Raw genomic sequence first — 21,694 nt, 5'->3', positions numbered from 1 at the left:
CTCAGCGGCCTCCTTCCAGGCTTATCCGGCCGATGCGGATGGTGAGGATGGTGAGCAAGGCGAGGATGAGGAAGAGCAGGGTCGAGGCGGCCGAGCCATAGGCGAACTTGTCGAACTCGAACAGGTTCTCGCGGGCGAACACCGACATCGACTTGGTGTGCGCATTGTTGGGCGTCAGCACATAGATCAGGTCGAAGATGCGCAGCGCATCGAGCGCCCGGAAGATCACCGCCACCATCACCGCCGGGCGGATCAGTGGCAAGGTCACCCGCCAGAAGATCTGCCAGGGATTGGCGCCGTCGAGCCTGGCGACCTCGATGATCTCGCGCGGTAGCATCTGCAGCGCGGCCAGGATCAGCAGCGCCATGAAGGGCGTCGTCTTCCAGATGTCGACGATCAGCACCGCCGCCATCGCGGTGTCGGCACTGGCTGTCCAGGCGATCTTGGTGTCGATCAGCCCCAGATTGATCAGCACGACATTGATGATGCCGAACTGGTCGTTCAGCATCCACTGCCACATCTTGGCCGAGACGATGGTCGGGATCGCCCAGGGGATGAGGATCGCCGCCCTGACGATGCCGCGGCCGGGGAATTCGGCGTTGAGCACCAGGGCGACGACCATGCCGAGGGTCGTCTCGCAGGTCACCGAAACCACCGCGAACCGCACGGTGTTCCACACGGCACGCCACCAGACCGGGTCGAGAAGCAGCCCGTCGTGGATGACCCTGCCGCTCGGCATGCGCAGAACCGAGACATAATTGGCGAGGCCGACCCATTGGCGGGCGTCGAGATCGGACAGCGAGGCATCGGTGAAGCTGAAATAGACCGTGCGGGCAAGCGGCCAGCCGGCAGCGGCGGCGAGCACCAGAAGCATCGGCGCCAGGAACAGCCACGCCGAGCGCACGCGCTGGCGCATCAGCCGCGAGCCCTGGCGCCGGTCGGCGGCATCAGCCGGTCGCGCGCTCACCAGCCCTTGCCTTTCAGCCGGGTCAGCGTCGCTTCGAGGTCGGCCAGATTGTCGGCGGCGCTGCCTTCGCCGGACAAGGTCTTGTGGACGGCGTTCCAGAACTGGCTCGACGCCTCGTTGTACTTATTCCTGGTCACCGCCGAGGGCCGCGGCCCGGCATTGAGGAAGACATCCTTCCAGTGCGGTATGATCGGCTGCTGGCTGGCGATGTCGGCATCGTCATAGAGCGCCTGGATGGTCGGCAGGTTGGCGGTCTTCAGCGTGCGGTATTTCTGCATTGCCGGCGAGGCGATGAACTTGACCAGTTCGATCGCCGCATCCGGGTGCCTGGAATATTTCGAGACGGCGAGGTTCCAGCCGCCGAGCGTCGCCGCCGGGCGGGCGCCCTCGCCCGTGCCCGCCGGCAGCGGCGCGACGTCGAACTTGCCCTTGATCGGCGACCCCTGGCTGTTGCCCAGCGCATAGGCATAGGGCCAGTTGCGCATGAAGACCGCATTGCCGGTCTGCCAGACGCCGCGCGCCTCCTCTTCCTGATAGGCGAGCACACCCGGCGGCGCGATGGTGCCGATCCAGCCCTTGGCCATGTCGAGCGCGGCCGCCGCCTGGGCGTTGTTGATGGAAATCGCGCCATCCGGCTCGACGATATGGCCGCCGCCGTTCGACACCACCCATTCGAACGCGTCGCAGGTCAGCCCTTCATAGGCGTTGCCCTGGAAGACGAAGCCCCAGATATCCCTGTTGCCCGAGGCCCGCTCATTGTCCATCACCAGCCTGGCGGTGTCGCCCAGTTCCTTCCAGGTCGCCGGCACCTTGGCGCCGTATTTGTCGAGCAGATCCTTCCGGTAATAGAGCGCCGGCGCATCGGTGAAGATCGGCAGCGCCACCAGCCTGCCGTCGACGGTCTGCGACTGGATGATCGACGGGAAATGACTGGCCACGACATCCCTGGTCGCTTCAGTCAGGTCGACGAACTGGCTGGCGAGCTGCGGCGCCCAGATGACATCGGTCTGGTAGACGTCGACGTCGCTGTTGCCGGCCGCGAGCCACAGCCTGTACTGGCCGAACTGGTCGGTCCCGGACGACGGCATGGCGACGATGGTGACCTTGTCGCCGCTTACTTTCTCATAGCGGTCGAGGATCTCGCGCAGCACCTTGAGGCCGTTGCCGGTGTCGCCCGACACGATCGACAGCTCGACGGCCCGCGCCGAACCCCCAGCGAGCACCGCAGCGACGCTCAACGCCAGCAATGCGTGGAAAACCTTCATCGCGGTGGATCTCCTTGGCAGCCGGCGGCGCATAACACCGGCAACCGGTCAGACCCCACCGTTCATTGAATGCGGAGCAGCGCTTTGGGTTCCGAACAGGCCATCACCGGTGGTCGAACAGGCCATGACCGGTGACGGGTGGGTTAACGCCCCCGGTCAGCCTTCCCAGGCGACCGGCCGCATGCCCAGCCGCTCGTAGAGCCGCACGGCGGCCGCGTTCTCGAGCGTATTGGTCTTGAGATCGACATGGGCGGCACCCCGGTCGCGAAAAATGGCGAAGGCGTGCCACATCAGGGCCTCGCCGACACCCTTGCCGCGTGCCTCCGGATGAACGGCCAGGTCCTTGACGAATGCCGAGCTCCAGCACAGTGCGGCCGCGGCCAGCCGGCCCTTGGCATCGATGACGAGGAAACACAGCGCCGGGTCGAATTCGGGATCTTCGGATATGCGTGGCCACCATTCGTCGAAGGGGCCGTCTGTGCCATCGTCGAACACTTCGCCCAGCAACGCATGCAGCGGCAGCGCGTCGCCGCGCTCGAAGCCGCGCATGGCAAAACCGTCAGGCCAGTGCGGCGCAACCAGCGTCTCGTCGAGGATCTTGCGCAGCCGGATGTCGTTTGGAGCCGGCGGACGCGGTTCGGGCATCGCGCTCAGGCGTCGGGCTGCAGGCGCCCGCGCTTGCGGTCGACACCGAGGCCGGTGGCCTCGAGCAGGCCCTTGCGCTTGGCGTCGAAATAGTAGCCGGTCTGGTAGAGCCAGTCGGCCTTCTTGGCGTTGCCGTTCGACACCAGCCAGGCGCCGCGCAGATATTTGACCGCGTATTTGAGATTGGTCTCGGCGTCGAACAGGCCCTTGGCCGGCCCGTCATAGCCCATGCCGCGCGCCGTCGCGTGCTTGATCTGCATCAGTCCCCAATGGCCGTTATTGTAGGCCTTGGGATTGTAGGTGCTTTCGCGGTTGACGACATGGCGCACCAGATCCACCGGCACCTGGTAGAAGGCGGCGTATTTGACGATCAGCCGGTCGACGTCGCCGCGCATGCCGATCGGATGCTGTTCTTCCGCCGGCCCGACCGGCGCCGACGGGAACTGCACCAGGGCAGCCGGGTTCTGCGGCACGACATAGGCCACCTGCTGCACGCCGGGCATTTTCTGGCCGCCCTTGGCAACCGCCGGCACGATGAGCCCCGCGGTCGTGTAGGTCCCGGCGACCCCGACCGGCTGGCCGGCCTTGGACGGCGGCGGCGCCTGCCAGGCATTGGCGGCCATCACGGCGGGGACTGCCGGCGTTGTAGGCGTTGCCCCGGCAAAGGCAGCGGTCGCCGCGGTCGGCTGGGCAGCGGAATCGAGTGCCGGGGTGGTCGGGCCGGGGGTCAACTCAGCCGTCTGAACCGGCGTGATACCGGATGATTGCGGCAGCACCGAAACCGTGTCCGGCAGCGGCACGGTGAAGCCGGCATCGCTGCCTGCCATGGTCGCGGTTTCGGTCAGGGACGGCGCGGCCTTCATCTGCGAGGTCGAGGTGCAGCCGCTCATGCCGGCTGCCGCGACGATCACACCGATGGCGATAAGGGTTTGTTTTGCTGGCAAGCCGCGCTCGGAGTCCGGTTTGTCGGGTCGTTAAGATTTCCCTTACACCAGCGATTCTTGGGTAGCAATCGGGGCCATCTGGTGGTTTTCGGGTGGCGGGATGCAGGCAGCGGTGCCATATTGTTCCTGATATGTACCAGCAGGAATCCCGGATTCCGTCGCTTTGCGGAAAGGAGCGCAGCATGGAAACGACCTCTTCGATCACAGCTGGCCACGCAGTGTTAGAAACAGTGATCGGTTTCATGGGCATCGCCTGGAGCGAAAAGGGCCTGATCCGGCTCTGCCTGCCCGAACGCAGCCGCGAAGCGGTGGAGCGGCGGCTGATGCGCCACGCCGGCGTTTCCGTCTCCACGGCCCAGCCGTCATGGGTGGTCGAGCTGATTGCCTCGATCAAGGCCTATGCCGCGGGCGAGGACGTCGATTTCACCGGCTTTCCCGTCGATCTCGACGGCATCGACGATTTCCGCCTCGCCATCTACGACGCGGCACGAAAACTCGGCTATGGCGAAACCACCACCTATGGCGAACTCGCCAAGCGCGCCGGCCATGCCGGCCTGCCGCGTGAAACCGGTGCCGCCCTTGGCGCCAATCCGGTGCCGCTGGTCATCCCGTGCCACCGCATCCTGGCCGCCGGCGGCAAGATCGGCGGCTTCTCGGCGCCCGGCGGCTCCGTCACCAAGGAAAAGATGCTGGCCATGGAAGGCGTGCGCGTCGGCCCGCCGCCGCCGGCGCAGGTGTCCTTCGGGTTTTGATGTCAGCAGCGCTAATGGCGGCGGATGAAGCGATGCCTGAAACGCTCATTGTCCGGCCGCTTGCAGATATAGACCGGGCAGGACTTGGTGTCGGCGCTGGGCACATAGGCCCGCGTCCTCACCTCGCCCATGGTGCAGAACTGCTGGCTCTGCACATAGCGGTCGTAGAGCGGCAGCCCCGGCACCCGTTTCGACTGATAGCGCAGGATGACCGCACCTTGGCGCGCGATCGTCGACTGAACCTTGCCGCAGCTCATGCGCGTCGGGTCGTAGCGCGAGATCGCCTGCGCCTGGGCGGCCACCAGCGTGAGGCAGGCGGCAAGCAGGATGGTTTTCATGGTCCTCTCCCCCTCGATCCGCCGCCCGGGGACGGCGCGATCGTGCGTCACGGTTTCACCAGATTGGGGCGGCCGTTGGGCGGCCCCCGATCACGGCTTTTTCACGCAGTCTTGTTTTTTGTGCGAAAGCAGCCTATATCAGCCCCATTGATATTTCGGCCGATCGATCCGGGCCTCGCGATCTTCGCGTTTGCTGACGTCTATCTCCAAAATCTCGATGCACACCGGCTGGATTTCGGTCCGGTCATACCAAAGCAAATGTGAAGGACTATTTTTATGGCAACTGGAACGGTCAAGTGGTTCAACGCCACCAAGGGTTTCGGCTTCATCCAGCCTGACAGCGGCGGCGCGGACGTTTTCGTCCACATCTCGGCTGTCGAGCGCGCTGGCCTGTCGACCCTGGTCGAAGGCCAGAAGATCAACTTCGAGATCGAGCAGGACCGCCGCACTGGCAAGTCGTCCGCTGGTTCTCTGAGCAAGGCAGCCTGATTTTGAAAATGGCGCGCGCCGGACGAGAGTTCGGGGCGCGCGGCAAGTCACGGATGTACTGACGGTCGCGCGAGAAGCGCGCCGGAGTGGAAAGACCCGACAAGCTGGAACAGCAGATAGCTGCCAGCCCGGACCGGACGCTCCCGATCAGGCTACCGAAATGGGAAGGCGGGATTTATCCCGCCTTTTTATTTGCCTGGATTTTGGCCATCTAAGCCCGGCCTATGTCCCACCGGTGGCACCATATGGCCAACAATGGTACCATCCAGGTCATGACCAAGCTTGAACAAATCGAAAAATCCATCACCGAGTTGAGCCCGGAAGAACTGAAGGCGTTTGCCGCCTGGTTCGAGGCACTGCAGGCGGACATCTGGGATCGGCAGATTGAAGCCGATGTCAAGGCAGGCAGACTGGACAAATTGGTGGCCGAGGCTCGCGCTGAGATTGCCGCCGGTAAATTGCGCGACCTGTGAGACATCGCGCCACGGCAAGTTTTTGGACGAGGTATCGGTCCTTGCCGAAATCGGCTCGCCGTTTAGCCGACAAGAGCTTTACATTGTTGAGGGAAAACCCACGTCATCCCTCCCTCCATTTCAAGAAAGTCGGTGAGCTTTGGTCGGCGAGAATAGATAGCAACTATCGTGCCTTGGCTCTGGAAAGTGCTGACGGCTATAACTGGATATGGATCGGCAGCCACGCAGAATACGACCGCCTTATCAATAGCACACAGACCCCAACGCACAATTCGGAACGACCGAGACAGACCTACCCCACCCACTCGATCGGCACATGCCCCGGATCCGCCTCCACGCGGCCGAGCCAGGCCACCACCTCGGGATAGGCGTCGAGCTGGAAGCCGCCCCGCTCCGCCGTGTGCGTGTAGGCATAAAGCGCGATGTCGGCGATGCTGAAGGCGCCACCGGCGAAGAAAGCGTTGTTTTCGAGATATGTGTTCATGACGCCGAGCGCCTTGTTGCCGCGCTCCAGCGTCGTCGCCAGCCGCTCGGGCGTCGCGTCCGCGGCCCGTTCGGGAAAAGTCAGCAGCGCCTTGCGCACGGCTATGTAAGGCTCGTGGCTGTACTGCTCGAAGAACAGCCACTGATAGGCGAGCCCGCGCTCGTATCTGTCGGCCGGCAGCAAGCGCGTGCCTTCCGCGAGATAGAGCAGGATGGCGTTGGATTCGGCCAGCCGCCGGCCATCGTCCAGTTCCAGCAGCGGCACCATGGCGTTCGGATTCTTGGCGACGAAATCGGCTTTGCGCGTATCGCCGGTATGCGAACTCACCTCGACGGTGGTGAAAGCGAGGCCGAGCTTGGCCATCAGCAGCCTGGGCTTGTAGCAATTGCCGCTGTCGATCATGCTGTAAAGTATCATTGCCGGTCCCCGAACGCTGCTTCTGCGGGCGGATTATCGCAGCGGCGGCATCCTCAACCAATGATTTGTTTTGGCGCGACCATCAGCGCCGCTTATGCAACGGCACGACCTTGTTGTCGAAGCCCAGCAGCACATCGACCGCAAGCGGCTCTTCGTTGAAAATGGTGCCGGCAAGCGCCGGACGCCCGAGAAGAAAACCCTGCAGCAAATCGACCCCACCTTCGAGCGCGACGCGCAGGTGGGTGGGCTGCTCGATTCCCTCGACCAGCACCTTGGCGCCACGGTCGTGCAGGCTGGACACCAGCGGGCGGAAGAAGCGTTCCGCGGCGGCGTGGCGGCAGAATTCCGCGAACCAGCCGCCATCGATCTTGACGATGTCGGGCTGAAGCAGGCTCACCCGCTCCTCGGTCGAATGGCCGGTCCCGAAATCATCGATGGCGATGCGGATGCCGTCGCGCCGCATTTCACGCACCAGCCTGGCCAGCAGCGCATCGTCCGCCGCCTGTTCGGTGATTTCACAGACCAGCATGGCGGGCGCCAGGCCGAGTTCGTCGAGATGCCGGCTCATCAGCCGGATCTCGGCCAGCGCCCGGCCAGCATGGTCGTTGACCAGTGGATTGTAGTTGAAGAACAGGTCGAGCCTATCGACGCCGATATTGTGGAAATTCCTGAGATGCAGCATCCGGCACATGGTTTCGACGAACAGGCGGTCCGAGGCCGCGACGCTGTCGAAGAACATCCGCGGCGACCCCGGGCGGCCGGCCCGGTGCGGCTCGATCAGGCCTTCCACGGCCACCGGGTGCAAGCTGCCGCCGTGCGGGGCGTAGATCGGCTGGTAGGCGCTGCGCAGGCGGAAGTCGCCATGGATGCCATATTCGATGCCGATCTCATCGACGAAGATCGCATCGCCAATGGTGCGCCGGCGCTCGACACTCATGGCACGATCCTGCGCCCGAAAGCCTTTGCCCGCCGCCCCGTGCGCGGCGCAACCGCGGCGGGAGCGGTCGTATGGCTTGCGGCGGGGACAGGTTCGGGACTGCTCATCGCGAAAACACGGAAACTTGTCGGCGCGAGTTCTGGACGGGCCAGCACGTAGCCCTGGACCATCGAGGCGCCCGATCGCTCGGCCAGCTCCAGTTGCCAGCCTTCCTCGATGCCCTCGAACACGGTGCGGATGCCCTGGTCCTCGAAGCTCCTGACCATGGATGTCAGCAGCGCGAAACCAGCGCCCGATTCCATCAGTTGCGTGATCCAGTGCGCGTCGAACTTGACGATGTCGGGGCGCAACTCCTTGACGCGGGTGATGTCGGAATCGTCGGCGCCATAGTCGTCGACGGCGATCCGGAAGCCGTTGGCTCTGAGCGCGGTGACGAAGCTGTGCAGGGTCTCCTGCGATGCCGATCTCTGCTCCGTCACCTCGCACACGACGAGGCCCGGATCGATACCGGCTTCGTGCAGGACCAGCCTCATGTCCCGCAAGGCGTTGTCGACGATCGATCGCTCGGTGAACACCGAGGGATCGAAATTCACGAAGATCGATGCCTCCTGCGGCAGGCAGGCGCCGGCATTGAGCAGATGCAGTGTCCTGGTCAGCGCTTCGACATGCAGGCGGTCGGCCGCCGGACATGTCGAGAAGAAGGTCATCGGCGATTGCGGCTCGCCGTCGCGAAACGGGCGGATCAGCCCTTCGAACGCGGCGACCGACAGCTTGCCCTCGCTGAAGGCAAAGATCGGCTGGAAGGCGCTTTGCAGCGTATAAATGCCCCAGACACCGCTCGAGGTGCCGTCATCATGACGGATGATATGGGCAAGTCCGATGCTGCGTGACAAGGGTTCCTCGCTCCGCGACCTGGCGGAATTGAACCGCGATCCTGCCATGCAAGCCTCTACCGCCCGTTAATGAACTTTCTTTTGCCGATCACGCCTCATTGACCGCGCCACGCCACCTGGCCCAGCCGACAAGGCTTGCGCTGGGGGGAATGATGCGACATGAGAAGCGCCGCGGCCGCTCCTGGCCGCGCCTATCCTTTGGAGAGACAGAAGGTCATGGCCTTTCTTGCCGACACCCTTTCCCGCGTTAAGCCTTCCGCCACCATCGCGGTGACGCAGAAAGCCCGCGAGCTGAAAAATGCCGGCCGGGATATCATTGGCCTTGGCGCCGGCGAGCCCGATTTCGATACGCCCGACAACATCAAGAATGCGGCGATCGAAGCCATTCGCCGTGGCGAGACCAAGTATCCGCCGGTTTCGGGCATCGTGCCGCTGCGCGAGGCGATCGCGAAAAAGTTCAAGCGCGAGAACAATCTCGACTACAAGCCCGAGCAGACCATCGTCGGCACCGGCGGCAAGCAGATCCTGTTCAACGCCTTCATGGCGACACTGAACCCCGGCGACGAGGTCATCATCCCCCGCCCCTACTGGGTCAGCTATCCCGAAATGGTGGCGATCTGCGGCGGCACGTCGGTGTTTGCCGACACTTCGATCGACAACGGCTTCAAGCTGACCCCGGCGGTGCTGGAAAAGGCGATCACGCCGAAGACCAAATGGCTCTTGATGAACTCGCCGTCCAACCCGTCGGGCGCGGCCTATACCCACGCCGAACTGCGCGCGCTGGCCGATGTCCTCCTGAAGCATCCGCATGTCTGGACGCTGACCGACGACATGTACGAGCACCTGACCTATGGCGACTTCGTCTTCAAGACCATCGCCGAGGTCGAGCCGAAGCTCTACGACCGCACCCTGACCATGAACGGCGTCTCGAAAGCCTATGCCATGACCGGCTGGCGCATCGGCTACGCGGCCGGTCCGGTTCAGCTGATCAAGGCGATGGACATGATCCAGGGCCAGCAGACGTCGGGGGCCTGCACCATCGCGCAATGGGCTTCGGTCGAGGCGTTGAACGGCCCTCAGGACTTCATCGCCAAGAACAAGGCGATCTTTCAAGGCAGGCGCGACCTCGTCGTCTCGATGCTCAACCAGGCGCGCGGTATCACCTGCCCGTCGCCGGAAGGCGCCTTCTATGTCTATCCGTCCTGCGCCCAGCTGATTGGCAGGAAGACCAAGGCCGGCAAGGTGATCGACACCGACGAGACCTTCTGCTCGGAACTGCTCGAGGCCGAGGGCGTCGCGGTGGTGTTCGGCTCGGCCTTCGGCCTCGGCCCCAACTTCCGCATCTCCTACGCCACCTCGGAGACGCTGCTGGAGGAAGCCTGCACCCGCATCCAGCGCTTCACGGCATCCCTGACCTGATCTGGTAAGTCCAAAACAAAACCCGGCGTCAACGCTCAGGCGTTACCGCCGGGTTCGTCAATCCAGGCTCAGCACTCAGCCGCCATATTGCGCCGGCGTCACTGCTTCCAGCCAGTCGGCATGGATGCCGTCGAGCGCCTCCTGCATGGCGATATGCGTCATCGCCGATTTCGGCGCCGCGCCATGCCAATGCTTCTCGCCGGGCGCGAAGGAGATGACGTCACCGGCCCTGATCTCCCCGATTGGCCCGTCCCATGTCTGGGCCAGGCCGGCGCCCGCGGTGACATAAAGCGTCTGCCCAAGCGGATGCGTGTGCCAGTGGGTCCGCGCGCCGGGTTCGAAACTGACCAGCGTGGCCCTGAGCCGCGCCGGCGCCTCGGTCTCGATGATCGGCGTCTGCAGAACCCGGCCGGTGAAGTATTTGTCCGGCGCTATGATGGTCGGCACGCTGCCGCAAGCAATTATTTTCATGGTCTGTCCCTGGAACTGGTCGGAGTTGGCGAGGCGCCGGCCCCTTGAAGTCAAATGCATTCTCGGCCCGGATTGGCCCGGACGCAACCGGCCGGGTCGCCCGCTCGGCCTGATTTTTCTTGACTACGAACCTTGCCCGCATGGGACGGCCGCGCTGTTTGCCGGGCGCTCGGTCGAACCGCTCGCGCTCAGCGCCTGAGCCGGCCAGCCGCGCCGGCTTCCTATTTTTCTTGCCCTGCCGGCAAACAAGTGGGACGATGCATCAGGGCAGGTGGACATGAAAAGAACCCCGCCCGCGACGGTCGAACAGGCCGGCCGCCGCTCAGGACCGATTGACCACGCCTGAACCATGCATGCCAGTCGGTCCTACGGGAAACGCCTGAGTGGAGGTCAGCCATGGGTACTCGCGCCGGAGGACGACGCACGGGACCGAAATGCATTGCCATAGTCGGTCCCTTCGCAAGCGGTAAGACGACACTTCTCGAAGCCATATTGGCCCGTACGGGCGCCATCCCCCGCCAGAATCCGGTTTCATCGGGCAACACCGTTTCAGATCATTCGCTCGAGGCCCGCGCCCACGCCATGAGCGTCGAGGCGTCGATCGCCACCACAGAATTCATGGGCGAGCAATTCACCTTCGTCGACTGCCCCGGGTCGATCGAATTCTCCTTCGAGGCCGAACCGGTACTGGCCGCCTGCGATGTCGCGGTGGTCGTGGCCGAGGCCGACGAAAAAAAGATTCCAGCCCTGCAGCTCATCATGCGCAAGCTTGACGATCTCGGCGTGCCACGCATCCTGTTCCTCAACAAGGTCGACAAGGCGATCGCGGGCGTGCGCGACACGCTGAAGATGCTGCAGCCGACAAGCGCGGCGCCGCTGCTTCTGCGCCAGATTCCGCTGCGCAAGGACGGCGTCGTCATCGGCTCGATCGATCTGGCGCTGGAGCGCGCCTACATCTACCGCGAGTACGCCGAGAGCGAGGTGGCCGAGATACCCGGCGACGACAAGGCGCGCGAACTGGAGGCGCGCTTCTCCATGCTGGAGACGCTGGCCGACCATGACGACCAGCTGATGGAGCAGTTGCTCGAGGAGATCGAGCCGCCCAGGGACGCGATCTTCGACGATCTCGCCGCCGATCTGCGCGACGGCGCGGTGACACCGGTGCTGATCGGCACCGCCGAGAAAGGCAATGGCGTGCTGCGCTTGTTGAAGACGATCCGCCACGACGCGCCCGACATCGACGCGACCCGCAAGCGGCTCGGTGCCTCGGACGGCAACGCGACGGTGGTCCAGGTGATGAAGACCATCCACACGCCGCATGGCGGCAAGCTGTCGGTGTCGCGCATTCTGTCGGGCCAGGTCGCCGACGGCTTGGAACTGTGGCTGCCCGGCGGCGACACCGCCAAGGTTTCCGGCATCTACAGGATGCTGGGCAAGGACCAGGTCAAGCTGACCGCCGCCAGAACCGGCGACACCGTGGCGCTCGGCAAGCTGGACGCGGTCAAGACGGGCCAGACGCTCAGCTCCGCCAAGGGAGGCATCAAACAGCTCTTCGATGTCGAGCCGCCGCAGCCGGTCTTCGCCTTCGCGCTGCGCCCCAAGGAGCGCAAGGACGAGGTCAAGATGTCGGCGGCCATCCAGCGCCTGGCCGAGGAAGACCCCTCGCTCAGCCTGCGCCACAACCAGGACTCGGCCGAGACCGTGCTGTCGGGTCACGGAGAGATGCATCTGCGCGTGGTGCGCGAGCGGCTGGAGGGCAAGAACCAGATACCGGTCGAAGGCCATGCGCCGGCGGTGCCCTATCGCGAGACGATCCGCAAACCGGTGCAGCAGCGCGGCCGTCACAAGAAACAGTCGGGCGGCCACGGCCAGTTCGGCGATGTGGTGATCGAGATCAAGCCGCTGCCGCGCGGCTCCGGCTTCCAGTTCACCGACACCATCACCGGCGGCGTCGTGCCCAAGACCTACATCCAGTCGGTCGAGACAGGCATACGCGACTATCTGAAGACCGGCCCGCTCGGCTTCCCCGTAGTTGACGTCGCGGTCAACCTGTCGGACGGCTCCTACCATGCGGTCGATTCCTCCGACATGGCGTTCCAGATGGCGGCAAAGCTCGCCATGAAGGAAGGCATGGCCGCCTGCTCGCCGGTGCTTCTGGAGCCGGTGATGAAGATCGAGATCGTCACGCCGTCGGACGCGACATCGAAGATCATCGCGCTGATCCCGCAGCGGCGGGGCCAGATCCTCGGCTATGACGCGCGGCCCGATTGGCCCGGATGGGATGTCGTCGAGGCGACCATGCCGCAGGCCGAGATCGGTGATCTGATCATCGAGCTGCGGTCGGCCACTTCAGGCGTTGCCAGCTACCGCGCCGCCTTCGACCATATGGCCGAGCTGACTGGCCGTCTCGCGGACGAGGCGATGAACGCCAACGGCAAGGCCGCCTGATTTCACTCGTTTCATGAGAAGCCCCCTCGAAGGATCGAGGGGGCAAAAACCAAAAACGGCGCCCGGGGGGCCGGACGCCGTTTTGTTGTGCGGACCGTTTTCTTGGGAGGAGAAACGGCAGGTCCGCCGCATGTAGGTCGCCGAACTTCGGCGGAAAAGGTTCGGACGCGGTAGCCGCCTGAGCCCGGGCCGTACGAGTGATGCCCCCATCTCCCGTCCGAACCACACCGCGTCCTAGCATCTACATAGCAGCGGAAGGCATCGTTGTCATGTTACCAGAGGTTACATGACACTGTTACGTGGCAATTCTGATGAAATTTTCGCTCGTCCCGCCCGGGTCCGGGCAACAAAAAAGCCGGATCAACGAAGATCCGGCTGAGTTTGATTGGAAGTGCCTGTTAAGGCTAACCTCCAGAGGGGAACACTCGAGGGCGCTAATGGGAGGAGAACGCGCCCAGGAGATGATCTATATATGTGCTCATCATGCCCAAGAAACAAGCATCTATTTTGCAACACACGCATGCAAAAAGGCACAGGCTGTGGTCCAACCCATTTAGGGAGCCAATAGGACCAGCAGAATCGTGAAAATGAAGCGTACTTTCGGGTCATTGTCGTCTCGAAAACGCCAATCCCAACCGATTTTGTTCCCAAAATGCCGAAAAACACTGATGATGTGGAATGAGGCACCGGCGGTTCAATTCCAAGGCAGTCAAGCGGAGATCAACCAATGCGTAGGTTTTCGGCGATTGCCGGCAGCGGCATTTTCCTGATTGCTGCCCCCGGCGTGGTCGCCGGGCTGATTCCCTGGCTGCTCAGCGAGCGCTGGAGCCTGCCATGGTCGCCCCTGCCCGGCCTTCGTCGCCGGCGGCGTCCTCATTGTCGCCGCGGCCGCCGTGCTGCTTCATGCCTTCGCTCGCTTTGCACTGGAGGGGCTGGGCACGCCGGCCCCCATCGCACCAACCGAAAGACTGGTGATCGGCGGCATCTACCGCCATGTCCGCAATCCCATGTATGTCGCCGTGCTGTCGATCATTATCGGCCAGGCGCTGTTGTTCTCGAGCTGGTCGATCGCCACCTACGCGGCGATCGCGGCGGCTGCCATGGTGACCTTCGTCAAGCTCTATGAGGAGCCGACGCTCGCCGGCCGCTATGGCGCCGAATACAAAGCCTACCGCCACAACGTACCGGGGTGGCTGCCGCGGATTACGCCCTGGAAAGGATAGGCTCGCGGAGCTGACCCTGGATCAGAAGGACCAGCTTCTGGCCTTGGCGATGATGAAGTCGCGGAACACGTGCAGCTTGGCCTGGTTCTTCATCGCGTCGGGATAGGCGAAATAGGTGTCGAAGGACGGCACCTCGGTTTCCGGCAAAAGCTGCACCAGGCCGGAATCCTTGCTGATCACATAGTCCGGCAGCATGGCGATTCCGGCGCCGCCCTGCACGGCGCGCTTGATCGACAGGATGTCGTTGATCTGCAGTGTCGGCACGCGCCGGCCGCTCTCGAAATCACCGACCGTCTCCAGCCAGTTCAACTCCGACAGATGCGACGGCACAGGCAGGCCGAAGGTGACGATGCGATGGCTTCTCAACTCTGCGATCGAGCCCGGCTTGCCGTATTTGGCGACATAGGAAGGCGCCGCGTAGAGATGGAAATGCACGGTGAACAGGCGGCGCTGGATCAGGTCCGGCTGTTGCGGCTGGCGCAGCCGGATGGCGCAATCGGCCTGGCGCATGGTGAGGTCGAGTTCCTCGTTGGCGAGGATCAGCTGCAGGCTGATTTCGGGGTAGAGTTCGATGAACTCCTGCACCCGCTCGGTCAGCCAGCCGGCGCCGAGGCCGACGGTCGTCGTCACCCTGAGCACACCGGACGGGCGGTCCTTGGTCTCGGTCAGCCGCGACTTGATGGTTTCCAGCTTCATCAGCACGTCATGCGCCGTGCGGAACAGCATCTCGCCCTGTTCGGTCAGCACAAGGCCGCGTGCATGACGATTGAACAGCGGCACGCCGACATCATGTTCGAGCGCGCTCACCTGTCTCGATATCGCCGATTGCGACAGATGCAGCGTCTCGGCCGCATGCGTAAACGACCCCGCTTCCGCCGCAGCGTGAAACACGCGTAGCTTGTCCCAGTCCAACGCCATGATTTCCCCTCGTTCCGGTTGGCGTTTGAATGAAAAATCAGGCTTTTACACGGCGCTTCTAAGCCGTTTTTTTAACAGTTTTGCGAGCCGCCTATTCCGCTGCCTCGCGATGCACCTCGATGCCGGCCAGATACTTTTCCGCTTCGAGCGCGGCCATGCAGCCGAGCCCCGCCGCCGTCACTGCCTGACGGTAGATATCGTCGGTCACGTCGCCGGCCGCGAACACGCCAGGCACGTCGGTGCGCGTCGAATCCGGCGCTGTCCACAGATAGCCGTTCGGCTTCTGCTTCAGCTTGCCGGCGAACAGCTCGACCGCGGGCGCATGGCCGATGGCCACGAAGACGCCGTCGACCTTGAGGTGGCTCTCGGCACCGGTCACGGCATGCCTGAGCTTCAGCCCCTCCACCGAAGGCGGCAGCGGTGCCTTGCCGGGGCGGCCGGTGATCTCGTCGACGATCGTGTCCCAGATGACGCGGACATTGTCCTTCTTCAACAGCCGCTCGCGCAGGATGCGCTCGGCACGGAAGTCCGAGCGCCTGTGAATGACGGTGACGCTCTTGGCGAGGTTGGACAGATAGAGCGCCTCTTCCACCGCCGAATTGCCGCCGCCGACCACCGCGACATCCTTGCCGCGATAGAAGAAGCCGTCGCAGGTGGCGCAGGCCGAAACGCCGAAGCCCATGAAGTCCTGCTCGGTGGGAATGCCCAGCCACTTGGCTTGTGCGCCGGTGGCGATGATCAACGCGTCAGCCGTGTAGGTCGTGCCGGAATCGCCCTTGGCGCGGAACGGCCGCACATTGAGGTCGACCTCGGTGATGATGTCGTTGATGATGTCAGTGCCGACATGCTCGGCCTGCTTGAGCATCTGCTCCATCAGCCACGGCCCCTGGATCGGGTCGGCGAAGCCGGGATAGTTTTCGACGTCCGTGGTGATCATCAGCTGACCGCCCTGCTGCAGGCCGGCGACGAGCATCGGCTTCAGCATGGCGCGCGCGGCATAGACCGCCGCCGTATAGCCGGCCGGACCGGAACCGATGATGAGAACGGGCGCATGCTTGGTGGTCATTTGGAGCCTCTGCGGGGCGGACACGAGTGTGCCTTGGAAAAAGACGTGGAATGTAGCGCTTAATGTAAGGGCTGCCAGCCACGCCAGCAAGACGAGCGGACCGTCGTCCCCGGAAAGCTTCGGCCCGTGTGGATATTCGCGCGATCAGCGCTTTTCGTTACTTGTCCAAAATCGCGTCGACGAGGGCTGGCTTCGACACAAAAGTCGTTTAATTACAAAATCGCGAAAGATTCTTGCGCCCCACTGATCATTGAGAACCCTAATGCCCCTCAAGGCCGATCTTGACGCCATCGACTGGAAGATCCTGCGCGAGCTTCAGTCGGACGGGCGCATGACCAATGTCGAGCTCTCGAACCGCGTCGGCATTTCGGCCCCGCCCTGCCTGCGCCGGGTCAAGCGGCTGGAGGAAGCCGGTATCATCCGTGGCTATCGCGCGCTGCTCAACGCCCCGGCGCTCGGCCTCGATGTCGTCGCCTTTTGCCTGGTCGGGCTGCATCACCAGGCCGATGCCGAACTGCGCATCTTCGCCGACCGCACGCGCGGCTGGCCGATCGTGCGCGATGCCTGGATGGTGTCGGGCGAGTCCGATTTCCTGCTGCATTGCGTGGCAAGCGACCTCGGCAGCTTCCAGACCTTCGTCATCGAGGAACTGACCTCGACGCCGAACGTCGACACGGTGCGCACCGCGCTCACCATTCGTCGCGTCAAGGATGAGGGTTTGGTGTCGTTCGAGCGACCCTGAGGCCAGGCGACGCCCGCGCGATAGGCGAATTCCTGACCTTCGCCACACCGGCGCCGCGTTGGTATTCGAAAGACGTTGATATACAAGGCTGAACGGCTCTGCCGGACTTCACTGGTTGACTGGGCGCTTGACTGGTTTCTCAAGCCATTCCAGAAAAATGTGTAACGGTTTTCCGCCCGGAATTGCTTGAGAACAGATGGCGCGAGCAACGTGAAATCCGGGAGAACCCGCATGAGAAGGGGACCATGACCCGTTTTGCAAGCCCGGTCTCTGCGCTCATCATCTGCGTGAACGAGGCCGATATGATCGGCCCGTGCCTGGAAAGCATCGATTTCTGCGCCGAGATCATCATCGTCGATTCCGGCTCGACGGACGGCACCGTCGAATGCGTGAAAAGCTATATCGCCAAGGGCTATCCGATAACGCTGCTGCACAATGACTGGCCGGGGTTCCCCCGCCAGCGGCAATTCGCGCTTGACCATGCCAACCAGCCCTGGTGCCTTTCGATCGACCCGGACGAGCGCGTCGACGGCCGGCTGCGGCAGTCGATCGTGGCCATCACCCAGGCGGCCGGCGGCAAGGCCAGCGGATGGTACATGCGCCGCCGCGACTGGCTGAAGGGCTACGGCTATGCCCATCGCTGGGTCCTGCACAACAGGCTGCTCAGGCTTTTCCGCAGGGAAGGCGCCACCATGGATCTCACCGCGCGGGTGCATGAATCCGTTCGCGTGCCGGGCGAGACCGACACGATCGAGGACGGTGTCTTGCTGCATCGCCGTGAAATATCGGTCGAGGAGGATCTTGCCCGGGCCAACGCCTATTCCAGCCTCAAGGCGGTCACGCTGGTCGAGAAAGGCAAGAAGCCCGGCCTGGTGCGGCTGGTGCTGTCACCGTTCGGCAACTTCCTGAAATTCTACCTGGCCAAGCGCTACTTCCTGTGCGGCCGCCACGGCTTCGTCTACTCGATGTCGGTGATGATCTATTCCTTCGCCACCGAGGCCAAGCTCTACGAAGCCTCGCAGCGCGACGATAAGGCCTAGGCCGGCAGGCCGCGGTCCCGACCGAGCGTCTCCACGGCCGCGAGCAGGCCGCCGAGATCGCGGTCGTCATGCAAGCGCCTGATGGCGAAGCCAGGCTGAAGTGCCGCCGCCTCACCGTCAACCAGCCAGCCCTGCGCCAGGCCCGCGCGTTGGCCCGCCTGCATGTCGGCCAGCTTGTCGCCGACCATCAGGGAGCGCTGGAGATCGAGATCAAGGCGCCTGCCCGCCTCGATCAGCATGCCCGGATTGGGCTTGCGCATCGGATGATCGGCAACAGCGAGATGCCCGACGCCAGCCTCGTGATAGGCGCAGGCCAGCACCATGTCGACGAACACACCCTGCCCGTTCAGCAACTCGACCACGCGGGCGTTCACCTTGGCGAAAACGTCCCAGCCGAAATAGCCGCGCGCGATGCCGGACTGGTTGGTGACGACGATCACCGGTATCCCCCTCAGGTTGGCGGCGGCGATCGCCGGCAGCATCCGTGGCCTGAGCTCGATCTCGGCCGGATCGCTGGGATAGTCGGTGTCGACATTGATGGTGCCGTCGCGGTCGAGGAACAGCGCCGGCGAGCGTACCGGGAAAACCCGGCCGCCGATCCGCTCCACCCAGAGCCCCGGTTCGGTCAGCGGGTGCGGCGTCCCGATCCCGTCAGCCATTCGACAGGCGCGCTTCGACCACCTCGCACAGATAGTGATAGAGGCACAAATGGCCTTGCTGGATGATCGGCGTCGAGGTCGAAGGTACGTTGAGCAGGATGTCGGTGAGCGGCTTCAGCTTGCCACCGGTGTGGCCGGTCAGGCTGATCACCGTCATGTCCATCATGCGCGCCTGTTCGGCGGCGGCAAGGATGCTCGGCGAATTGCCGCTGGTCGAGATCGCCAGAAGCACGCCGCCTGCGGCCCCATGCGCTTCGACCTGGCGTGAAAACACCGTGTCGAAGCCGTAATCATTGCCCCAGGCGGTCAGCATCCCGGCATTGGCCGGCAGCGCAATCACATTGTAGGCCTTGCGCTCCTTCAGGAAGCGGCCGACCAGTTCGGTGGCGATATGGATGGCGTCGCTGGCCGAGCCGCCATTGCCGCAGACCAGCAAGGCCTTTCCGGAGGAAAGCGCCGACACGACGGCACTCGCCGCACGCTCCATCTCGCTGGTCAGATCTCGCTCGACCGTGGCAGTGATGGCGGCCGCCGAGCGGACCAGATAGTCGTTCAATTCGGACATGAGATCCCTCAGTTGGTGGCGCCGCCGGCGCGCAGTTTGCCGATCGTGCCGGTGGTGCTCTTGCCGGCGACGAGGTCGACCAGCACGACGCGGCCGCCCGCCTTCTGCACCACATCGGCGCCGACCACGGCGTCGATCGTGTAGTCGGCGCCCTTGACCAGTATGTCGGGCAGAAGCGCTTCGATCAGCGCCAGCGGCGTATCCTCCTCGAACACCACCACGGCATCGACGGAAGCGAGCGCGGCGAGCACGCAGGCGCGGTCATGCTGGTCGTTGACCGGGCGGCCCGGCCCTTTCAGCCGGCGCACGGAAGCATCGCTGTTGAGGCCGAGCACCAGCCGGTCGCACTGGCTGCGCGCCGCGTGCAGCAGGCTGACATGGCCGGCATGCAGGATGTCGAAGCAGCCATTGGTGAAGCCGACGCTCAGCCCCTCCGCCTTCCATGCCGTCACCATGCGCGCGGCCGAGGCGGCGTCCAGGATAGCGTCCTTGTGGGCGGTCGGACCATGCGAGCGGAACAGGGCGCCGGTGAGTTCCTCGACGCTCAGCCGCGCGGTGCCGCGCTTGCCGACCACGACGCCGCCGGCGGCGTTTGCGATGGAGGCCGCGGCGACAGGATCGGCGCCGGCTGCAAGCGCCAGCGCGAAGGTCGCGATCACCGTATCGCCGGCACCCGAGACGTCGAACACCTCGCGCGCCTGGGTGGCGATGTGGCGCGCCTCCTCGGGGCCGACCACGCTCATGCCCTTTTCGCTGCGCGTGGCGACGACGAAGTCGAAGCCGTGCGCCGAAATCAGTTCCCGCGCCGCCGCCACGATCTCGTCATCGGCGAACACCGCATGGCCGACGGCCTCGCCGAGCTCCTTGCGGTTGGGGGTGACGGCGGTCGCGCCGGCATAGCGCGCATAGTCGCGGCCCTTCGGGTCGACAAGCACCGGCTTGCCCGCCTCCCGGCAGATGGCGATCAGTTCGGCGGCGACGCCGTCCAGCAAGATGCCCTTGCCGTAATCGGACAGGATGACGATGTCCGCCTGTTGCAGCGCGTCCCGGAAACGGCGGATCAGCTCAGCCCGTTCCGCCTCGCCGAGCGGCCTGATCTCTTCTTCGTCGAAGCGCAGCACCTGCTGGTTGAGCGCGCTGAAGCGGCTCTTCGACGAGGTCATGCGGCCGCGCTGCTGTGAAAGGCCAGCTGTCTCTGCGCCAAGCTCGCCCAGCATCCGCGCCAGGCTGTCGCCGGCGGGATCAGTGCCGATCACCGAGACCGGAATGGCGCGCGCGCCAAGCGAGACGATGTTGGCCACGACATTGCCGGCGCCACCCATGGCCGAGCTTTCGCCGCGCCCGTGCAGCACCGGGATCGGCGCTTCCGGCGAAATCCGCTCGATGACGCCATTGACGAAGCGGTCGAGGATGAAGTCGCCGACCACCAGCACGGCGATGTCGCCGAAGCGCGCGATGGCGCGGTGCAGGGGCTCGGGAGAAGGCGGATTGTGCTTGATCATGTCATCTGCCACGCGCGGGAAACGCCGATCTCAGATAGGTCGAAACACCAGATTTGCGAGGCCGGTCGGTCATGCCTGCCGATATACCGCAATTCGGCGCAGCGCAACGCCGGGGCGGAGGCAAACTCGGACCGGTCAGGTTTTCTGCAGGGCGACGTGGACGCCGAGCCCGACCAGCACCGCACCGCCGGCCCGCTGCATCAGCCGCTGCGCCCGGCTCGAACGGCGCAGCCGGCCGATCACCAGGCCGGCCAGGAACACGCACACGACATCGGCCGAGGAGAACATCAGGTTGACGATGGTGCCCAGCACGACGAATTGCAGCCACACCGGCAAGGCCGCGGAGGCATCGATGAACTGCGGCAGGAACGCCATGAAGAATATCGCGGTCTTGGGATTGAGCACCTCGACGGCGATACTCTCGAAGAACGCTCGGCATGCCGATTTGCGCTCGATCGCCGGCAGCGCCACGTCGCCCTCCACGCGCTTGCGAAACAGCGAGATGCCGAGCCAGATCAGGTACAGCGCGCCGACCAGTTTGACCGCCATGTAGAGCGGCGGAACGGCATGGAACAGCACCGACAGGCCGGCGGCGGCGGCAAAGACATGCACATAGCCGCCGAGGTGAATGCCGAGTGCCGCCGTCAGCCCCGACCAGCGTCCGCGCGCCATGGTCTGCGCGGCGGCGTAGAGCATGGCCGGACCCGGAATATAGGCGAAGATCGCCGTGGTGGCGAAAAACGCGATCAGCAGTTCGGTCGACGGCATTTTTTGTTCCTTTGTCGTTGGGTCTATGACAGGCAGCGCTTACTAACTTCAGTCCTTCGTCTCCGTTTTGGCGATACCACAAATGTTGGGTGTCTTCGAATTCGACCTATGACCTTTTTCTGGCGTTGGCGCTGCCCCTCACCTGCCTGCCGGTGTCCAGCCGATAGATGGGTAACAGATTGAACCGGATACATAGGTAACAGTTCTCCCCCTATGCATCCGCCGCAGCGCCAAGCGGTTTGGTTGGCGCGGCGCTGCGGCGGACGAGC

The 21,694-nt window shown here is 64.1% G+C and carries 22 protein-coding genes and 1 pseudogene; 8 read left to right on the top strand and 15 right to left on the bottom strand.

Annotation, left to right across the window (positions count from 1 at the left end):
* Window position 1: 1 nt before the first annotated feature.
* The 4 genes from EN804_RS33770 to EN804_RS33755 all read right to left on the bottom strand — a co-directional run bounded on the left by EN804_RS33770 (window position 2) and on the right by EN804_RS33755 (window position 3,821).
* Window positions 2-916, bottom strand: a complete 915-nt coding sequence (locus tag EN804_RS33770; RefSeq protein ID WP_135922237.1) for a sugar ABC transporter permease — start codon at window positions 914-916, stop codon at window positions 2-4.
* Window positions 917-963: 47 nt separating this feature from the next.
* Window positions 964-2,232 (bottom strand): ABC transporter substrate-binding protein, encoded by a 1,269-nt coding sequence (locus EN804_RS33765; protein WP_135922223.1) that lies wholly within the window; start codon window positions 2,230-2,232, stop codon window positions 964-966.
* Between the two features lie 156 nt (window positions 2,233-2,388).
* Window positions 2,389-2,877, bottom strand: a complete 489-nt coding sequence (locus EN804_RS33760) for a GNAT family N-acetyltransferase (RefSeq protein WP_135922222.1) — start codon at window positions 2,875-2,877, stop codon at window positions 2,389-2,391.
* 5 nt (window positions 2,878-2,882) lie between these two features.
* Entirely contained in the window at window positions 2,883-3,821 is a 939-nt protein-coding gene (locus EN804_RS33755; protein WP_135922221.1) for a lytic transglycosylase domain-containing protein, read from the bottom strand.
* Between the two features lie 182 nt (window positions 3,822-4,003).
* Here EN804_RS33755 and EN804_RS33750 point away from each other — a divergent pair, with 182 nt between their 5' ends.
* Complete coding sequence (locus EN804_RS33750) at window positions 4,004-4,573, top strand: methylated-DNA--[protein]-cysteine S-methyltransferase (RefSeq protein ID WP_135915228.1); 570 nt, start codon at window positions 4,004-4,006, stop codon at window positions 4,571-4,573.
* An 11-nt stretch (window positions 4,574-4,584) separates the two neighbouring features.
* On the opposite strand, the gene EN804_RS33745 is transcribed toward EN804_RS33750, so the two are convergent.
* Window positions 4,585-4,911 carry a hypothetical protein gene (locus EN804_RS33745; RefSeq protein ID WP_127279108.1) on the bottom strand — a complete coding sequence of 109 codons (327 nt, stop codon included), beginning with the start codon at window positions 4,909-4,911 and terminating at the stop codon, window positions 4,585-4,587.
* Window positions 4,912-5,187: 276 nt separating this feature from the next.
* Between EN804_RS33745 and EN804_RS33740 the strand changes: the two genes are divergently transcribed.
* Both EN804_RS33740 and EN804_RS33735 read left to right on the top strand, forming a co-directional pair.
* On the top strand, window positions 5,188-5,400 hold the full coding sequence (locus EN804_RS33740) for a cold-shock protein (RefSeq protein ID WP_015316174.1): 213 nt from the start codon (window positions 5,188-5,190) through the stop codon (window positions 5,398-5,400).
* A gap of 272 nt (window positions 5,401-5,672) precedes the next feature.
* On the top strand, window positions 5,673-5,873 hold the full coding sequence (locus tag EN804_RS33735) for a hypothetical protein (protein ID WP_127873492.1): 201 nt from the start codon (window positions 5,673-5,675) through the stop codon (window positions 5,871-5,873).
* Between the two features lie 292 nt (window positions 5,874-6,165).
* Here the strand turns inward: EN804_RS33735 and EN804_RS33725 are convergent, their stop codons facing one another.
* The 3 genes from EN804_RS33725 to EN804_RS33715 form a co-directional block, all read right to left on the bottom strand.
* Window positions 6,166-6,774 carry a glutathione S-transferase family protein gene (locus EN804_RS33725; RefSeq protein ID WP_135884105.1) on the bottom strand — a complete coding sequence of 203 codons (609 nt, stop codon included), beginning with the start codon at window positions 6,772-6,774 and terminating at the stop codon, window positions 6,166-6,168.
* 82 nt (window positions 6,775-6,856) lie between these two features.
* On the bottom strand, window positions 6,857-7,711 hold the full coding sequence (locus EN804_RS33720) for an EAL domain-containing protein (RefSeq protein ID WP_127873458.1): 855 nt from the start codon (window positions 7,709-7,711) through the stop codon (window positions 6,857-6,859).
* Window positions 7,708-8,604, bottom strand: a complete 897-nt coding sequence (locus EN804_RS33715; protein WP_135922220.1) for an EAL domain-containing protein — start codon at window positions 8,602-8,604, stop codon at window positions 7,708-7,710. Before EN804_RS33715 ends, EN804_RS33720 begins: the two co-directional genes overlap by 4 nt.
* Before the next feature lie 216 nt (window positions 8,605-8,820).
* On the opposite strand from EN804_RS33715, the gene EN804_RS33710 reads away from it, so the two are divergent.
* Window positions 8,821-10,023 carry a pyridoxal phosphate-dependent aminotransferase gene (locus EN804_RS33710; protein ID WP_127279114.1) on the top strand — a complete coding sequence of 401 codons (1,203 nt, stop codon included), beginning with the start codon at window positions 8,821-8,823 and terminating at the stop codon, window positions 10,021-10,023.
* A gap of 75 nt (window positions 10,024-10,098) precedes the next feature.
* On the opposite strand, the gene EN804_RS33705 is transcribed toward EN804_RS33710, so the two are convergent.
* Window positions 10,099-10,494, bottom strand: coding sequence for a cupin domain-containing protein (locus EN804_RS33705; RefSeq protein WP_135922219.1), 396 nt, complete (start codon window positions 10,492-10,494; stop codon window positions 10,099-10,101).
* Window positions 10,495-10,890: 396 nt separating this feature from the next.
* Between EN804_RS33705 and EN804_RS33700 the strand changes: the two genes are divergently transcribed.
* Entirely contained in the window at window positions 10,891-12,942 is a 2,052-nt protein-coding gene (locus EN804_RS33700) for an elongation factor G (RefSeq protein ID WP_135922218.1), read from the top strand.
* Between the two features lie 727 nt (window positions 12,943-13,669).
* Window positions 13,670-14,165, top strand: a pseudogene (locus EN804_RS33695) (isoprenylcysteine carboxylmethyltransferase family protein).
* A 21-nt stretch (window positions 14,166-14,186) separates the two neighbouring features.
* On the opposite strand, the gene EN804_RS33690 reads toward EN804_RS33695, so the two are convergent.
* Together EN804_RS33690 and trxB are read right to left on the bottom strand one after the other, a co-directional pair.
* The gene (locus EN804_RS33690; protein WP_127873461.1) at window positions 14,187-15,083 is read right to left on the bottom strand and encodes a LysR family transcriptional regulator; all 897 of its coding nucleotides are present in this window, start codon (window positions 15,081-15,083) and stop codon (window positions 14,187-14,189) included.
* A 91-nt stretch (window positions 15,084-15,174) separates the two neighbouring features.
* Window positions 15,175-16,149 (bottom strand): thioredoxin-disulfide reductase, encoded by a 975-nt coding sequence (trxB, locus tag EN804_RS33685; RefSeq protein WP_135867440.1) that lies wholly within the window; start codon window positions 16,147-16,149, stop codon window positions 15,175-15,177.
* 262 nt (window positions 16,150-16,411) lie between these two features.
* On the opposite strand from trxB, the gene EN804_RS33680 reads away from it, so the two are divergent.
* Together EN804_RS33680 and EN804_RS33675 are read left to right on the top strand one after the other, a co-directional pair.
* Complete coding sequence (locus tag EN804_RS33680; RefSeq protein WP_127873463.1) at window positions 16,412-16,891, top strand: Lrp/AsnC family transcriptional regulator; 480 nt, start codon at window positions 16,412-16,414, stop codon at window positions 16,889-16,891.
* Window positions 16,892-17,136: 245 nt separating this feature from the next.
* Window positions 17,137-17,931: a glycosyltransferase family 2 protein gene (locus tag EN804_RS33675; RefSeq protein ID WP_127278287.1), complete on the top strand. Its 795-nt coding sequence runs from the start codon at window positions 17,137-17,139 to the stop codon at window positions 17,929-17,931.
* On the opposite strand, the gene gmhB is transcribed toward EN804_RS33675, so the two are convergent.
* From gmhB to EN804_RS33655, 4 genes are all read right to left on the bottom strand, one after another.
* Window positions 17,928-18,590, bottom strand: a complete 663-nt coding sequence (gene gmhB / locus EN804_RS33670; protein ID WP_135922217.1) for a D-glycero-beta-D-manno-heptose 1,7-bisphosphate 7-phosphatase — start codon at window positions 18,588-18,590, stop codon at window positions 17,928-17,930. The genes EN804_RS33675 and gmhB overlap by 4 nt on opposite strands.
* Window positions 18,583-19,155: an SIS domain-containing protein gene (locus EN804_RS33665; protein WP_135922216.1), complete on the bottom strand. Its 573-nt coding sequence runs from the start codon at window positions 19,153-19,155 to the stop codon at window positions 18,583-18,585. The genes gmhB and EN804_RS33665 overlap by 8 nt, the downstream gene beginning before the upstream one ends.
* A gap of 8 nt (window positions 19,156-19,163) precedes the next feature.
* Window positions 19,164-20,657, bottom strand: a complete 1,494-nt coding sequence (gene rfaE1 / locus EN804_RS33660) for a D-glycero-beta-D-manno-heptose-7-phosphate kinase (protein ID WP_135922215.1) — start codon at window positions 20,655-20,657, stop codon at window positions 19,164-19,166.
* Between the two features lie 135 nt (window positions 20,658-20,792).
* On the bottom strand, window positions 20,793-21,425 hold the full coding sequence (locus EN804_RS33655) for a LysE family translocator (RefSeq protein ID WP_127278283.1): 633 nt from the start codon (window positions 21,423-21,425) through the stop codon (window positions 20,793-20,795).
* Window positions 21,426-21,694 lie beyond the last annotated feature (269 nt).

Origin of the sequence: Mesorhizobium sp. M8A.F.Ca.ET.161.01.1.1 (genome assembly GCF_004792105.1) — a bacterium.
GTDB lineage: Bacteria > Pseudomonadota > Alphaproteobacteria > Rhizobiales > Rhizobiaceae > Mesorhizobium.
The sequence above is the reverse complement of the archived record's forward strand: the minus strand, read 5'-3'. Positions and strand labels throughout refer to the sequence as shown.